The organism is Paremcibacter congregatus (assembly GCF_006385135.1).
GTDB classification, from domain to species: domain Bacteria; phylum Pseudomonadota; class Alphaproteobacteria; order Sphingomonadales; family Emcibacteraceae; genus Paremcibacter; species Paremcibacter congregatus.
Window position 1 is genome coordinate 1,793,399 of record NZ_CP041025.1, and the last position, 15,567, is coordinate 1,808,965.

At 50.1% G+C, this 15,567-nt stretch carries 13 protein-coding genes; 11 read left to right on the forward strand and 2 right to left on the reverse strand.

Annotated features, from left to right (window positions below; genetic code table 11):
• Nucleotides 1-56: 56 nt before the first annotated feature.
• Complete coding sequence (locus FIV45_RS07990; RefSeq protein ID WP_165776947.1) at nucleotides 57-623, reverse strand: NnrU family protein; 567 nt, start codon at nucleotides 621-623, stop codon at nucleotides 57-59.
• A gap of 83 nt (nucleotides 624-706) precedes the next feature.
• Complete coding sequence (locus tag FIV45_RS07995; protein ID WP_099471843.1) at nucleotides 707-2,392, reverse strand: formate--tetrahydrofolate ligase; 1,686 nt, start codon at nucleotides 2,390-2,392, stop codon at nucleotides 707-709.
• 312 nt (nucleotides 2,393-2,704) lie between these two features.
• Here FIV45_RS07995 and aepX point away from each other — a divergent pair, with 312 nt between their 5' ends.
• The 11 genes from aepX to FIV45_RS08050 all read left to right on the forward strand — a co-directional run bounded on the left by aepX (nucleotide 2,705) and on the right by FIV45_RS08050 (nucleotide 15,566).
• Complete coding sequence (gene aepX, locus FIV45_RS08000) at nucleotides 2,705-4,006, forward strand: phosphoenolpyruvate mutase (RefSeq protein ID WP_099471844.1); 1,302 nt, start codon at nucleotides 2,705-2,707, stop codon at nucleotides 4,004-4,006.
• Nucleotides 4,006-5,145 carry a phosphonoacetaldehyde reductase gene (locus tag FIV45_RS08005; RefSeq protein WP_099471845.1) on the forward strand — a complete coding sequence of 380 codons (1,140 nt, stop codon included), beginning with the start codon at nucleotides 4,006-4,008 and terminating at the stop codon, nucleotides 5,143-5,145. Before aepX ends, FIV45_RS08005 begins: the two co-directional genes overlap by 1 nt.
• A 3-nt stretch (nucleotides 5,146-5,148) precedes the next feature.
• A complete protein-coding gene (gene aepY / locus FIV45_RS08010) occupies nucleotides 5,149-6,300 on the forward strand; it encodes a phosphonopyruvate decarboxylase (RefSeq protein ID WP_099471846.1) in 1,152 nt (383 codons plus the stop codon).
• Nucleotides 6,301-6,360: 60 nt separating this feature from the next.
• Nucleotides 6,361-7,506: a CDP-alcohol phosphatidyltransferase family protein gene (locus FIV45_RS08015; RefSeq protein ID WP_099471847.1), complete on the forward strand. Its 1,146-nt coding sequence runs from the start codon at nucleotides 6,361-6,363 to the stop codon at nucleotides 7,504-7,506.
• An 11-nt stretch (nucleotides 7,507-7,517) separates the two neighbouring features.
• Entirely contained in the window at nucleotides 7,518-9,044 is a 1,527-nt protein-coding gene (locus tag FIV45_RS08020; protein WP_099471848.1) for an oligosaccharide flippase family protein, read from the forward strand.
• A gap of 79 nt (nucleotides 9,045-9,123) precedes the next feature.
• Nucleotides 9,124-9,891, forward strand: coding sequence for a hypothetical protein (locus FIV45_RS08025; protein WP_133118536.1), 768 nt, complete (start codon nucleotides 9,124-9,126; stop codon nucleotides 9,889-9,891).
• Nucleotides 9,888-11,288 (forward strand): DUF4350 domain-containing protein, encoded by a 1,401-nt coding sequence (locus FIV45_RS08030; RefSeq protein WP_099471850.1) that lies wholly within the window; start codon nucleotides 9,888-9,890, stop codon nucleotides 11,286-11,288. The genes FIV45_RS08025 and FIV45_RS08030 overlap by 4 nt, the downstream gene beginning before the upstream one ends.
• Nucleotides 11,257-12,213, forward strand: coding sequence for an AAA family ATPase (locus FIV45_RS08035; protein WP_099471851.1), 957 nt, complete (start codon nucleotides 11,257-11,259; stop codon nucleotides 12,211-12,213). Before FIV45_RS08030 ends, FIV45_RS08035 begins: the two co-directional genes overlap by 32 nt.
• Nucleotides 12,214-12,227: 14 nt before the next feature.
• Nucleotides 12,228-13,538, forward strand: a complete 1,311-nt coding sequence (locus FIV45_RS08040) for a DUF58 domain-containing protein (protein ID WP_099471852.1) — start codon at nucleotides 12,228-12,230, stop codon at nucleotides 13,536-13,538.
• Nucleotides 13,538-14,557 (forward strand): stage II sporulation protein M, encoded by a 1,020-nt coding sequence (locus FIV45_RS08045; RefSeq protein WP_099471853.1) that lies wholly within the window; start codon nucleotides 13,538-13,540, stop codon nucleotides 14,555-14,557. Before FIV45_RS08040 ends, FIV45_RS08045 begins: the two co-directional genes overlap by 1 nt.
• Nucleotides 14,544-15,566 (forward strand): RDD family protein, encoded by a 1,023-nt coding sequence (locus tag FIV45_RS08050; RefSeq protein WP_165776948.1) that lies wholly within the window; start codon nucleotides 14,544-14,546, stop codon nucleotides 15,564-15,566. The genes FIV45_RS08045 and FIV45_RS08050 overlap by 14 nt, the downstream gene beginning before the upstream one ends.
• Nucleotide 15,567: the final 1 nt, after the last annotated feature.

The window sequence follows — 15,567 nt, forward strand, 5'->3', positions numbered from 1 at the left end:
ACAGCCTCACCAGTTATTTCGAAGACCTTAAATATAAAGAACTTAAACTGAACGCTTCATGAATAGCTTAAAGCGATGCCGGTAAAATAAACGTGACCATAGGCCAGGGCGATATAGAGAACGGCGGCGATAACGCCTACCTTGATATCGGCCCCGAGAGTGGTTGTTGCCGGTTTGACCCGGATCCCGTCGCGGCGGTTGAGCAAAATCATTTCAAGGGGCGCCCAAAGCGCCAGAATGCCGAACAAGGTCAGTGACCGACTGTCGCCATTGGCGAGGAGATGCGCTAACGCCCATAAGAACACGCCGGTGAGCTGAGGGTGCCGGATCAGTCGCCGGATCCTGCAAGGAACCCGCGCAGCAACCAGGAGGTAAAGGGCGGGATACATCAAGATCACCGTGGCGAGATTGCCCCATTCCGGCGGGCTGTAGACAAAGGCCGTTTCGGTACCTCGCCACCCTAAAATGATGAGAAGGATGGACAAAAGAACACCGATGGAAAATATACCTTTATAGATATTCTCCCCCAGTTGTTCGGCTACCTTCTGGCGATGCTTGGGCAAGGCTGCCGGAATTAAATGTAATAGGCCGAAAAACAAGGTGCCCGCAAATAAGTTTAACACCACTAATCTCCTCTTTTATCATTTCATGATGACGGTCCTATTACAGGACAGTACTTCCTGAGGTATGCTGTATTTATTGATATCTAGAACAAGCCCTGGACCAGTCCTTCTTCATCAACTTCAATTGAATTGGCAGCAGGAACCCGGGGCAGGCCCGGCATGGTCATGATGTCCCCGCAGACAACCAGCAGGAATTCGGCGCCGTTCGAAAGCCGAACTTCACGGATTGGAACGACATGGTCGGTCGGCACCCCTTTGAGATTGGGATCAGTGGAAAAACTGTATTGGGTCTTGGCGATGCAAACCGGGTAATGTCCAAATCCCTGGTCCTGAAAGTGTTTGATCTGGTCCCGGATTTTTTTATCGGCAACAATCTCGCTGGCGCCATAGATTTCCTGGGCGACGGTCTGAATTTTGGTCCAGAGCGAGATGTCGTCATTATAAAGGGTGCGGAATGTGCTGTCTGTGCCATCCACCAGGTCAACAACATGTTGGGCGAGGGCGGTTGTGCCCGCCCCACCATTGGCCCAATGGGTAGCCTCTATGGCGCGAACCCCGAGCTTCTCGCATTCTTCGATAACGCACTGAATTTCTGCGTCGGTATCCGTGGGAAAACGGTTTATGGCCACGACTTCCTTAACCCCAAATTTGCGCAGGTTTTCCACATGGCGCTTAAGGTTCGACAATCCCTTTTCCACAGCGGGGACATTTTCCGTGCCCAGATCTGCTTTGGCGACGCCGCCATGCATTTTTAATGCGCGAATGGTGGCGACGAGAACCGCCGCGTGGGGCGCGAGACCCGCCTTGCGGCATTTGATGTCAAAAAATTTCTCCGCCCCGAGATCGGCGCCAAAACCTGCTTCCGTAATCACATAATCGGCCATTTTCAAGGCGGTTTTTGTGGCGATAACAGTGTTGCAGCCATGGGCGATATTGGCAAAGGGGCCGCCGTGAATGAAGGCTGGATTATGTTCCAGCGTTTGGACCAGATTTGGCATCATCGCGTCCTTAAGAAGCGCCGTCATCGGCCCGTCGGCCAAGATATCCCGGGCATATACCGCTGTACGATCCCGGGTGAACCCGACGAGAATTTGTCCCAGACGCCGACGTAAATCTTTCAGGTCCGTGGCGAGACAAAAACAGGCCATAACCTCTGATGCCGGGGTAATGTCAAAACCGCCTTCCCGGGGATAGCCATTGGCGACGCCGCCCTGTGATGTGGTAATCTGCCGGAGAGAACGGTCATTCATATCCATGACCCGTCGCCAGGTGATGCGCCGGGTGTCAAGGCCGGTTGTGTTATCCCAATATATGTGATTGTCGATCATGGCCGCGAGCAAATTGTTGGCGGCGCTGATCGCATGGAAATCACCGGTGAAATGCAGATTGATATCTTCCATCGGGATCACCTGGGCATGACCGCCACCGGCAGCCCCGCCTTTCATGCCAAAACAGGGCCCGAGGGATGGCTCGCGAATACAAATCATGGCATTCTTGCCAATCTTGTTCAAACCATCCCCCAACCCGACTGTGGTTGTTGTCTTGCCTTCGCCGGCAGGTGTCGGTGTAATGGCGGTAACCAGAATAAGCTTGCCGTCAGGCTTGTTTTGTAACGTTTCAATATGAGAAAGCTTTATTTTGGCTTTATCGTTGCCATAACGCACCACTTCTTTGGCCGGGATATCCAGTTTCAGGGCAATTTCTTCGATAGGCTGCGCAGTGGCCGCCCGGGCAATTTCGATGTCGGAAAGGGGTGCATGTGTGGTCATTTTTTCTTATCCCAAGTTTATTTTAATAGTTATTTTGAATGTCACTTATTTGCGTTGGTAAAGAGCCTAAGGCTTTTTGACCAAATTTACAAAAAAAACCATTGATGCGGATCAATAAGTATTTTGCCCGGTAATATTACTATGATTAAGGCAAGGATATTTCTAAAATATTTCTGTGATGTTACGGTTACTTTATCGCTTATCGTACCTATATAAGGCATAATATTAAAAAAATAGCGTCATTCTGGACCTGATTCCATAGCTGTTTGGCGGCTTGGCGCATAATTATGTGATATGAAGAGGAGCCCCCTTATGGGTAAAAATGTTTATGTTGGCATGGCGGCGGATTTGTTGCATGAGGGTCACACAAATATTTTAAAAATTGCCGCTTCCCACGGCGATGTCACCGTCGGCGTTCTGACCGACAAGGCGATTGCATCTTATAAACGTCTTCCTTTTATGAATTATAATCAGCGTAAGGCTCTGGTTGAACAGATCAAGGGCGTGATGCGTGTTGTGCCCCAGGAAACGCTGGATTACGAGCCTAACTTGCGGGAATATCGCCCGGATATAGTGGTTCATGGCGACGACTGGAAAACCGGTGTGCAGAAAAAGGTGCGCCAGAAGGTGATTGATGTTCTGGCAGAATGGGGTGGAGAGTTGATTGAGCCCACATATACTGCTGGCATTTCTTCCACGTTACTTAATCAGGCCTTGAAAGAAATCGGTACGACCCCGGGGGTGCGGCTACAGGCGCTACGCCGTCTGATAGACGCCAAAAATGTGGTGCGGGTGATCGAGGCCCATAGCGGTCTTACAGCGCGAATAGTGGAAACGGCGGAAGCGGAATATAAGGGGAAAAAACGTCAGTTTGACGCCATGTGGTCCAGTAGCCTGACAGATTCCACCGCCCGTGGAAAACCGGACAACGAGGCGGTTGATATTTCGTCCCGCCTGGTGACGGTGAATGATATTTTCGAAGTAACAACGAAACCGATGATTTTTGACGGCGATACCGGCGGCCGGATCGAACATTTTCCCTATATGGTGCGGTCTCTGGAACGCACCGGGGTTTCGGCGGTTATTATTGAAGATAAAATTGGTTTGAAGCAAAATTCCCTGTATGGCACCGATGTGATGCAGACCCAGGATGATCCGGAAAATTTCTGTCAAAAGATCAAAGCCGGTAAGGCGGCCCAGGTCACCAAGGAATTTATGATTATCGCCCGGATTGAAAGTCTTATTCTGGAAAAGGGGATGGATGACGCCATTGCCCGGGCGCATGCCTATGTCAAGGCGGGGGCAGATGGTATCATGATCCACAGCCGTGAGAAGACACCGGATGAAATTCTCACCTTCTGTGAAATATTCAGAGCATCATATCCGGATGTGCCTTTGGTTGTTGTGCCGACAAGTTTTAATGAAATCACGGATGAGGAATTGGGCCGGGCTGGGGTGAATGTCGTGATACACGCCAACCACCTGCTGCGTTCCGCCTATCCGGCGATGGTGAAAACCGCCAATTCCATTCTGGCCAATGACCGGTCTTTTGAAACAGATGAAATGTGTTTGCCGATCAAGGATATTTTGAATCTGATCCCGCAGAGGGTCTAATGGAACATACAATCCGGATCGCGCATCAGAACGCCTTTGCTGTCGTTGCAGACCACTTGCGGCAACTAGAGAATAATCATGTCCTGATTGTCGGCAGCGCAAGAAGCTGCCGCGATACCGGCATTATTGAGGCGCTCAGGCGTCATATGCCAGATCTTGTCATTGATCAGTTTGGTGATTTCAGCCCCAACCCTGATTTTCAGGAAGTATGGCGGGGCTGCAGGATGCTTAAAAAGTCAGGTGCCGCCGCGGTGATCTCTCTTGGTGGCGGAACAGCCATGGACATTGCCAAAAGTATGGTTGGCTTACATCAGCTTGATGAGCCCGCAGCCCGAACCGTCATTTGCAACGGCGGGCGTGATCTCTCAGCCTCTACTCTGAGCCATATAGCACTGCCAACAACGGCAGGCTCCGGTAGTGAAGCTACACATTTTGCCGTGGTATATCTTGACGGAATAAAATATTCTCTGGCTTCAGCTCATCTTATGCCGACCTTAAGCATTATTGACGGGACGCTTACCCGGGGAATGCCGCGCGCTTTGGCCGCGTCTTCGGCTATGGATGCGCTTTGTCAGGCTATAGAATCCTATTGGGCGGTTGCGGCGACCAAAGAAAGCATGTTGTACGCCACGCGGGCGATCGAACTTTTAAAGCTTTACATGTTGCCGGCTATCAATGACCAAACATCTGAAGCCCAGAACAGAATTGCGGAGGCGGCGTGTCTGGCGGGTCAGGCCATCAATATCACCAAGACGACGGCTGCACATGCCTTTTCATATTACCTGACCCACCAGCACGGCATACCGCATGGGCATGCGGTAAGTTTCTGTTTGCCGGCAGTGGCGCGGGTTAATTATGAGGCGGAGGAAGATTTTCTGACACCCGGCGATCTACAGGCGCGGTTTCAGAAATTGTTTCAGTTGACGGGTGTTGCCACTCTTGATGAATTTACCCAGTGGTTTAAAAACCTGATGGGACAGATTGGGCTTGTCACTAACCCGGAAATGATGGGTTTTGACTTTGATAAAGAGGAACAGGCCTTCTTAAGGTCCGTTAATCTGGAACGATTAAAAAACAATCCCGCCCCCTTGGATATGAAGAAATTTATACAGTATTTTAAAGAAAACAGGCACAGGTGAGTAATGATCAAACCCGAAGATTTTTACGGTGAAATGAACAAAAACGGCCTGGCTTACTTCACCGGCGTCCCAGATTCTCTGCTGAAAAGCTTTTGCGCTTATGTCAGTGACTTTACCTTTGCCGGCAACCATGTCATTGCCGCCAATGAAGGTGGCGCGATAGGGCTTGCCATTGGTTATCACCTGGCCACTGGAAATACCCCTGTGGTGTATCTCCAGAATTCGGGCCTTGGCAATACCATCAACCCTTTGCTGTCACTGGCTGACCAAAAGGTCTACGGCATTCCCATGGTGTTGCTGATTGGGTGGCGGGGGGAAATAACTCGCGACGGGCAGCAGTTAAAAGACGAACCACAACACAAAAAGCAGGGGCAGGTGACAGAGGCGATGCTCACCGCCATGGGAATTTCTTATAAAATCATTGATGCCGATACCAAAGATTACCCGGCTATTTTGGCGGAAATGACGGTGGAAGCGAAGTCGTCTTCACAACCGGTGGCGTTGTTGGTGCGCAAAGGAACCTTCGCGCCCTATCATTTGCGCATGGGGGATACTCCGGAACAGAGCGGACTTAAGCGTCTCAGCCGGGAAAGGGCGATTGCCTTGCTGGTGGATAAAATGCCGGATGCATCGTTTGTCGTGTCGACCACGGGAATGGCGTCGCGTGAATTATATGAATTACGGTCGCAGAAGAAACAGGGGCACGAAAAAGACTTTCTGGTTGTTGGGGGCATGGGCCATGCCTCGCAAATCGCCTGCGAAATGTCCCGGCGCAGCGAGAAGCAGATTTACTGTCTGGATGGTGACGGAGCCTTTCTGATGCATATGGGGAGTACGGCGTTAAATGCCGCGGGGAAATTTTGTCATATTGTGCTTAATAATCAGGTGCATGATTCAGTCGGCGGGCAGCCGACCGCGGCATCCGGTATAGATATACCGGCTATTGCCCTGGCTTGTGGTTATCAGGCGGCAGAAACTGTCGAAACAGAAGCGGATTTGATCCATGCCATGGACATGTTGGCTGATTTCAAGAAAAAAGGAAGTTGTCTTCTTGAAGTCAAGGTTATTCCAGGGGCGCGTAAAGACCTGGGGCGACCCGGTTTAAGCAGTCAGGAACTTAAGTCAAAGAATATGAAGTATCTTGGAAGTATTTGAGCAGAAACAAAAAGTTTGCTAATTTTTGTGGTATAGTAAAGATTGAGAAGGGTCCCTGAAATGGCTACCACCCGGATAATGGCGATTATAGAAAAAACCGAATTTTCGGCCTGTAAAGTGGCGGGATTACCTCTGACTGATCGCTTGGTCAAAGGCTTTATTGCAGCGGGGATGACAGAAATTTATGTGATCGGGGAAATCAAAGGGGATCGCGAAGTCGTGGCCAACGAAAAGGCGGTCACCATACATGATGTGCGCAATGAGGAGGACATTCCTCATGAGGGGCGAACCGTGTTTCATATTCGCGATAATATTGTTCTGCGCGACAGCCTGTTGTCGCAGGTGGCTACTGATCAGGGAACCGGGGCTTTCCGGTCTCCGGAAGGGAAACTTTTATTTACCATTGGTCGATTGCTCGAACGTGAAACGTTACCTGATGTTGTACTTTCCAATGATGATTTTACTTTGTGTAGCACGTTGCAGGATGTGCGGGAGGCGGATCGACGCCTGTTCAGTTGGCTTTATAAGTCAACCGATGGCATTGTAACGGTCAAAATTGACCGGCCGTTGTCCCGTATTTTCAGTCGCTATTTCGCCCGCTTTGACATGACGCCCGCCTTTTATACCTATGTCAATGGTGTGCAAAGTCTGCTTATGCTGTGGTTTTTTCTGCATGGCGGAGACAATGCGCTGTTCCTCGGGTGCATGATGTACCAGGTTGTGGCGGTTTTTGATTGTGTTGATGGGGAAATCGCCCGGGCAAAGTTTCAGCAATCGACCGCCGGGGCGCGGCTGGATACCGGCATAGACATGCTCAGTAATATTTTGTTTATGGGGGGACTAAGTTATGCGCTCTGGGATATCCACGGAGACTCTTATGTGGCGCTGGGCAGTTATCTGCTGCTGTTGGCGCTGTTCGGGATTATGATGATGATCACGCTGCTGTATTTTGGCCCTAAAGGCGGTAGCTTTGATGTCCTGTCACTGGTCATTCGGGAAAAGCTGTTGGCATCAGAACGGTTGACGTCCGTCTTTACGGCGGTTAATTATATCATGAAACGGGATTTCTTCGCATTGGTCTTCGCCATTTTGGGGATGACCGGCCATGCATTGTTAATTCCTTATTCCCTGTTGGGTGGATTGATCGTCTGGAATCTCGCTATCTTGCTGAATGCCCGATCCATTCTCGACTATCGGTATAACTGAGTAATCTGCATATGTCTGCTAAAGAGGCGCGTGATAAAAGTGACATTGTCCGCGGCGCCGGCCTGAATTTTTTGGGTTTTCTGGTGCGCTTGAGTTCACGATTGCCTTTCATCCTGCTGGTGGTGGCTCTGTTTGGCAACGCGCTTTACGGACGCTATATTTTCACCATAACCATTGTTGAACTCGCCGCGGCGCTTGCGGTTTTCGGTTTCAAAAATTCCCTGTTCAAATTTGTCATGGACATCAAATACTCCAATGGCCACACGACAGAGGAAATCATTGTCGCGGCGCTCTGTAGTGCGGTAACCGTCGGATTGCTGCTGGTGGGCGTCATCGTGGCCGGGGCTGACCTGTTGGCGCAGTTCTTTGATTACCCAGAGATGGTGACCGGCCTGCGCAGTATTGCCCCGGTTCTGCTGTTGATTGCAATTAATGAAATCCTGTTGGCCGGCACCCGTATATCCCGTAACATGAAATATGAAGTTGCGGCCAAAAGCTTTATTGAACCCTATGTGTTGTTGATCAGCATGCTGGTATTTTATTTTCTTGATTTTGGGGCGCCCGGGCTGCTTCTGGCTTATACTGTTTCGATCATGGCGTCTTTGGCAACATCCATATGCGGCTGTGCCAAACTCTATTCCCTGAGAAATTTTATCACCGCCCGGCCACGGTTTTACATCATCAAGGCGATGTTTAAATTTTCGGCACCCACAGCTTTTCACGATCTGGCGTTGCTGGTGTTTATGCGTCTTGATGTGTTTATTGTTAAATATTTTTTCTCGGAATCCATCCTTGGTATTTACGATATCGCTCAGCAGATCACCACGTCAGTGGAAAAAATTTATCAAAGTTTTTATCCCATTCTTGCCCCTGTTATGGCCAAGAATCTGGTGGAAAAGGATTATGCCGTTGTTGAACGGCAGATGGTTATGGTCAGCCGCTGGACCTTGATGGTGCAATGTGTGTTGGTGGTGCTGGCGGTCTTTTACGGGACGGCCTTCATGACCATGATTGCCGATACCGGAACCAGCCCGGAGACCTTGGCCGCGGGGGGAGTTGTGTTGCTTTTCCTGATGATGGGGCAGACCATAAATGGCGGCTTTGGTATGACAGATATGCCTCTTCTTTACCGCTTTCCCATCTTCAATCCGATCATTTCCTTGATGATGGTTGTCCTTTATGCCTCAATAGCCTGGGGTTTCGTCCAGATATTGAAGTTTGACATGAAAGGCGTGGCCATTGCGTTGTGTTGTACGTACTTTATTATGAATCTGGCGCGGGTGATTGTCGTACGGCGGCTTATGGGCATTAATATGCTGCAAATGAGCCTGTTGCGGGTGGTGATTGCCGCAATTGGCAGCGTGGCAATCTTTCAGGCGATCACGCATATCGTGCCGGTCAATCTTCTGAGTGGTTCAGGTATCGCCTTGGGCGCGCCTTTACTGGTGGTGATTTATGGCGCGTCGGTCATGGGATTTTGCATGACCCCGGGGGATAAGAAAAAACTTTTAGGCCGCTTTAAACGGAAAGACGTTTAGGGGCGCGCGGGCGTGAATTCCCCTTGATATTCCTTAAATCAAATACTACTCTTCTTGCCTGAGATTAGGTAAATATAAAATGAGGCGGAAGCGCCACTTGGGTGGGGGTCAGATTATTAGAGTTATTTCAAAATTTGCTGCCCTGTTTCTGTTGTTTCTGGCAGGTTTAAGCCTTAGCCATGCGGAAAAAAAGCCGCTCGCGCCGGCACAAGCTGTCGAGGAAGCCTTACGTGATTCCAAAATTCAGACCGAACTGCCCTGTATCACGGACAGGACTACCAACCCGACCTGCAAGGATTTTGTCCCGGAACCGCCCCCGGAAGGCCTGAAAAGTTTTCTGGAGGCAATTGTTGCATTTTTCAAGGTCGCGGGGCCTATTCTGAAAATTCTGTTTTATGCTGCGCTGATCCTGTTGTTGGGGTATGCGCTTTACTATCTGTTCGATCATTTTGAATGGAAAGACGGGGCGCCGCGCAAGAAACTTAAAGCCGTCAAAAAAGATATTCATCGGGCCACAACAATCGCCAAGCCCACGCCATATACTGTACCGACGTTACAGGACGCTGACCAGATGGCGGCCACCGGTAATTTTGCCGATGCCGTGCATTTTTTGCTGTTGGCGTCTTTGGATGCGATGCAGTCAAAATTGCGCGGTCTGTTGAATATCTCGGCGACCAGCCGTGAAATCATCCAGAATGATATTTTGTCCCCACAGGATCGCGATCTGCTGTTTCCCCTGGTTACACAGGTAGAACGCAGCCTGTTTGCCGGGGAAGCTACAGAACAGACAGATTATGATTTATGCCGGGATAAATTCCTGCAATTGACCGAAGGGCGGACCTTATGACTGTTGCGCCGTCGCAGGACCAGATATTTTCCCCCCGAACCGTTCTGATTCTTGTCGGGGTGAGCCTGTTTGCCATGCTCGCGTCTATTTTGGTCATTTCATTCGGTAATGAGCAGGAAACCTACACGACAACGCGCCAGAACAGTTTCTCCGTATCGGCCATTGGCCATAAGGCTTTTGTCAACAGTCTGAAGCATCAGAACATCCCGGTGTTGATCAGCCAGTATAAAACGGCGGAGCGGCTGGCGCCTAACTCCATTTTGATGTTGTTGGAACCGGATCTGAATTTTTCGAAACCGGAAATTCTCGAGAAACTGCTCACCCACGAGACGAAGATACTGGTCTTGCCCAAACGCCGGGGCGCCAGACGGGGTTTCCAGAACCCGCGCTGGCTTTCGAAAACATATCTGACGAGTTATGAAGCGCCGGAAAAAATTCTGAAAATGGTTGACCCGCTAGCCAGTATTTACAGACCTTATCACCCGAGAAAAGAAAAAAAGACCCTGGAAGAGGACCTGAAAACTTCAACAGAAGAAAAAACAGAGCTTGAAAAGGCGCCAAACGAAAGTTCTGGACATGACCCGGATGAGGTCAAGGAAGAGCCTCTCGACTGGACTGTGACCAAAATCAAAGATATGCCGGACCTGCTTAATCCACAATTGATGCGATCCGATAAGATCGAGCCGCTGCTGGCGACAAAGGATGGTATTCTGGTTGGAATGATGTTTGGTGATCTGGGGACGACCATTGTGATTTCCGATCCGGATATTTTGTCTAATTTCGGGTTAGGACGTGGTGATAATGCGGCGATCATGCAGTATGTCGTCGATTTCCTGCGCGTCGGCAATAACACCATTTTTGTCGACGAGACCAGTCACGGCTTTACCCGTAATCCTGATTTTATACGGTCGGCGTTTGAATATCCTTTTATCTTTGTCACACTACAGGTGCTGATTTTTACGGTGCTTCTGGTTTGGGCCACGGCGCAACGGTTTGGAACGCCGCAGAAAACAAAGCCCGCCCTGAAGCCGGGCAAGGCGGTTCTGATCCAGAATACGGTAAACTTGCTTAATGCCGGGGATCACAAGCCGGAAATCCTGGTGCGCTATGTTGACCTGACGTTGCACGCCATGGCGCGTCGGTTAAGGGTGCCGCGTCATCTGGATGAGGCGGATACCATTCACTGGCTGGATGAGTATGGCCGCAAGCATAACGTCCATATGGAATTTCGCGTCATTAAACACCGGGCCCAGATGCTGAACAGCAAAACCGGTCCCCGGTCTCACAGTTTCATGGATGTCGTCCATGACAAACCCTTATTGCAAATAGCTTTGCACCTTGAAAAATGGAAACAGGAGATGCTTGATGGATCTGGCACAGATAAACTCAATCAGTGAACGGATAAAACAACAGGTCGGTAAGGTTATCATCGGGCAGGATGATGCCCTGGACCTGATTATTGTCTGTCTGATTTCGGAAGGTCATATTCTGTTGGAAGGTGTGCCGGGGACGGCTAAAACGCTTTTGGCGAAAACGATTGCCGCCACTCTGCAGCTTGATTTTGGGCGGGTGCAGTTCACACCGGACTTAATGCCGGGGGATGTATTGGGCACCAATCTGTTTAATTTTCAAACCAATGAATTTGTCCTGACCAAAGGTCCGATCTTCACCCAGTTTCTGCTGGCTGACGAAATCAATCGTACGCCACCCAAAACCCAAGCGGCCCTGCTTCAGGCGATGAATGAACGTGCCGTGACCATTGAAAGCGTCACCCATGATCTGGGAACGGGCTTTATGGTGGTCGCTACCCAGAACCCGATCGAGCAACAAGGGACCTACCCATTGCCGGAAGCCCAGCTTGACCGGTTCCTGTTTAAACATATTCTGAGTTATCCAAGCGCCGCCCAAGAAAAATCCATCGTTCTGAAACACGGTCATAAAACCGGCATGGCAGAAGCAACGGATTTCTCGGTAGAGCCGGTGGGCGATCTTGCGACACTGGATGAAATCCGGAACTACGTACAGAAGATCCAGTTGTCGGAAGAAAACGTCGATTATATTGTCAATATCGTGCGTAGTACGCGAGAGCATCCTTCATTGCAGTTTGGCGCATCGCCGCGCTCGGCCACGATGCTGGCGCGGGCGGCGCGGGGGTATGCAGCGTTGCAGGGACGGGATTATGTTATTCCCGATGACATCAAGTTCCTTGCGGTGCCGACATTACGGCATCGGGTGATCCTGGCGCCGGGCGCAGATATCGAAGGGCTGGATACGGATCAGATTATCCTGCAGATTGTTGATCAGACGGCGGCTCCCCGATAGGCAGGTATTGTTAAATGCGTCCATCCCTAAAAGCACTATATATATTTGGTGGTCTGATCCTTGTCTCTCTGGCGGTAGTTGTCTTCGCAGAGGAGGGCGCGATGATCACCGTTGTGCTCGCGGGGATCTTTCTGGTTATCTTGTTTCTTGACGGATTAAAGTCCTGGCCGGGAAGCGAGTTTTCCATTCGTCATCGCCTGCCGAATTGCCTGTATATGGGGGCAACGGATCATATGGAGCTTGAGGTCATCGTGCCGGATGCCTGGGGCGCATGCCGGATGGAAATTGCCGTCGATGTAGAGGAGAAAATCACCCCGGTTACGGTGTTTTATCTGATGATTGACAGTCTGTCCCGGAATCTGGGCACGGTTCCTTTAACCCCGTTATTGCGCGGGAAAAGTTCAGTGGACCGGATTTGGTTGCGCTGGCAAGGTCCCTTGGGTCTGGCGAGCTGGACCCGACGGATTGATATCATGAACTCTTTGCCTATTCTGCCTAATATCCGATCCGTATCACAGGATGCGGTGAAATTCTCCGCCCGTGATGCACTGTTCGGGATCAAACCACAGTGGCAATTAGGTAATGGCTCGGAGTTTGATGCTTTGCGTGAATATGTCCCGGGATTTGACAGCCGGGCGATTGACTGGAAAAGTTCTGCCCGGCATCACAAACTGATCTGTAAGGAGTTTCAAACCGAGCGTAACCACCAAATCATTCTTGCCTATGATACGGCCCACCTGATGCGAGAGCCGATCAATGGCATACCAAAACTGGATCATGGCATAAATTGCGGTTTGTTGTTGTCTTATCTGTCATTGAAAAATGGTGACAGGGTAGGGGTGATGGGCTTTGATTCAAAGGTACGCCAGTATCTGGGGCCGACCGGTGGAGTTCAGAATTTTACTAAAATACAACAAGTCACGGCGGATCTGAGTTACAGTAGTGAAGAAGCCAATTATACGCTGGCGATGGCGGAATTACTGTCCCGGCTTAACCGGCGATCTCTCATTATTCTGTTGACCGATTTCGAAGATACGGTAACCGCTGACTTGATGATAGATAACCTTAAACGGTTGTCAGAACGCCATCTTGTGGTTTTTGTTTCTCTTCGGGATAAAGATGTTTTTGACTTTGCACGAAAGAAAGTCACCCAGCTCGACGACCTGACGGGGACTGTTATCGCACAGGATTTTATACAGGAACGGGCCATCGTTCTGGAAAAACTGACCCGCATGGGGGTTCAGTGTCTGGATACCAGTGTGGAAGACCTGAAAGTGGATTTGTTGAACAGCTATTTGCATATCAAGCGCCGGGAGATGATCTGATGAATGCTGTTAAACATGCAAGCCTGAAAAGCTCAACCTTCCGGCTGGAACGGGAACATATCTGGAAAGAACTGGATGGGCTGTTGGTGCGTGCTGAAAAAAAAGGCATAAAATCGCTCACGTCACAAGAACTGCTGCGCCTGCCAAACCTGTATCGGGCCACTCTGTCGGCGTTGTCGGTGGCGCGGAGCACGTCTCTGGACCTCAGCCTGGTTACGTATCTTGAAAGCTTGTCGACCCGGGCTTATTTTCAGATATACGGGGTGCGGACTACGGTAAAGGGGGCGCTCGGCGGTTTCTTTACCCAGACTTTTCCAACTTTGGTGCGGCAAGCCAAATGGCATGTGCTGATTTCTTTTCTCTGCATGTTGATGGGAGTTGTCGCCGGCTATAGCCTGACGAGCACCAATCAGGACTGGTTTTACAGTTTCGTCGGAACGGAAGATTCCCGTAACCCGTCCGCAAGCACAGAACACCTCAGGTCGACAATTTACAATGAAGAAACCAAAAACAAAGACGAATTGTCCGTCTTCTCAACCTTTCTGTTCACACATAATGCCAGGGTTGGCATGCTGGCTTTTGCGCTCGGTTTTGCGCTTGGCCTTCCGACCCTGTACCTGATGTTTAAAACCGGTTTGATGCTTGGGGCGTTTACGGCATTGTTCGCCAGCCGGGGATTAGGGATCGATATATGGGCCTGGTTGCTGATTCATGGGGTGACGGAACTGCTTGCCGTTGTCCTGTGTGGTGCCGCCGGATTGATACTCGCTCATGCCATCATTTTTCCGGGAAAGCATACCCGGCTGGAAAATCTCGCGATTGAAGGCCGTCGGGCGGGGCTAATCGTTCTGGGCGGGGTGTGTATGTTTTTTATCGCCGGCCTTCTCGAAGGTTTTGGCCGCCAGCTTATCACTGATATGAATGTCCGTTTTATCATTGCCGGAAGTTCCGCAGTATTATGGGGCCTGTACTTCATCGCGGTAAATTATGGCAGGGAGGCGCCCGGTGGCAAAAGCTAAAAGGAATACCTTTAAAACCACGACGAAGAACCATCGTCGCACACGGGAAATTATCTCTCCAGAAGGTATCAGCCTGTCTGTTCGTCTGGCGGATCGCGGAGAGCGCGCGGTTGCCTTTGTCATTGATATGGTGATTATTGGCGTGGCCATCTTTGCGATGTTTCTCTTTACTCTTTTTATGCATAAGTTTATTGGCGAGACCCTGAGTATCATTTTTATCATGGGGACCTACTTTATCCTGCGCAGTTTTTATTTCGTGATTTTTGAGTTGAAATGGCAGGGACAGACCCCGGGCAAACGCATTCTAGGCATTCGCGTAACCCGACGTTCCGGCGGAAGACTGGAAGCCGGCGCCCTGTTTGCCCGTAACCTGATGCGGGAGGTGGAGATCTATATTCCCTTGTCTTTGGTGTTTGCCGGAAGCCAGATGGGGGTTGCCCAGTGGGCGATCGTGCTGAGTTTGATCTGGAGCAGCATCATGTTGTTTATGCCGCTGTTTAACAAGGATTGTTTGCGAACGGGTGATATGATCGCCGGAACCTGGGTGATATCAGTCCCTAAAACGGTTTTATTGCCGGAAGTGGGGCAGCATGCGGCATCCGCGACGAATGACCCGGTGGGGATGAAATTCCATTTCAGCAAAAAACAGCTAAGTATTTATGGTATTTATGAAGTGCAAACCCTGGAAAATGTTTTACGGCGGGAAACCAAAGACCGTCATCGCCTGTTTCAGGAAGTTGCGCAACGAATTCAGGCCAAAATAGGCTGGCAGCCAGTGCATTCGCAAGAAGATGCAGGGGAATTCCTTCAGGCTTTCTATACCGCGTTACGTCGTCATCTTGAGGCTGATATGTTAATGGGGCGGCGAAAAGAAAACAAATTCGCCGGGCAGAAAACTGTTCGCAGCGGGAAGGCTATATCCTCTGGGGCACATCCGGGCGATAAATCTGCCACACCGGAAGTGGCCCAGAAGAAAAAAATCAAGAATCCTCTTTATAAGAAAGATTAGG

Coding starts and splice junctions, on each gene's coding strand:
- aepX (WP_099471844.1), top strand. CDS start 2,705: ATGGGTAAAAATGTTTATGTTGGCATGGCGGCGGATTTGTTGCATGAG.
- FIV45_RS08020 (WP_099471848.1), top strand. CDS start 7,518: ATGTCTGCTAAAGAGGCGCGTGATAAAAGTGACATTGTCCGCGGCGCC.
- FIV45_RS08035 (WP_099471851.1), top strand. CDS start 11,257: ATGGATCTGGCACAGATAAACTCAATCAGTGAACGGATAAAACAACAG.
- FIV45_RS08005 (WP_099471845.1), top strand. CDS start 4,006: ATGGAACATACAATCCGGATCGCGCATCAGAACGCCTTTGCTGTCGTT.
- FIV45_RS08040 (WP_099471852.1), top strand. CDS start 12,228: ATGCGTCCATCCCTAAAAGCACTATATATATTTGGTGGTCTGATCCTT.
- FIV45_RS08045 (WP_099471853.1), top strand. CDS start 13,538: ATGAATGCTGTTAAACATGCAAGCCTGAAAAGCTCAACCTTCCGGCTG.
- FIV45_RS08025 (WP_133118536.1), top strand. CDS start 9,124: ATGAGGCGGAAGCGCCACTTGGGTGGGGGTCAGATTATTAGAGTTATT.
- aepY (WP_099471846.1), top strand. CDS start 5,149: ATGATCAAACCCGAAGATTTTTACGGTGAAATGAACAAAAACGGCCTG.
- FIV45_RS08015 (WP_099471847.1), top strand. CDS start 6,361: ATGGCTACCACCCGGATAATGGCGATTATAGAAAAAACCGAATTTTCG.
- FIV45_RS08030 (WP_099471850.1), top strand. CDS start 9,888: ATGACTGTTGCGCCGTCGCAGGACCAGATATTTTCCCCCCGAACCGTT.
- FIV45_RS07995 (WP_099471843.1), bottom strand. CDS start 2,392: ATGACCACACATGCACCCCTTTCCGACATCGAAATTGCCCGGGCGGCC.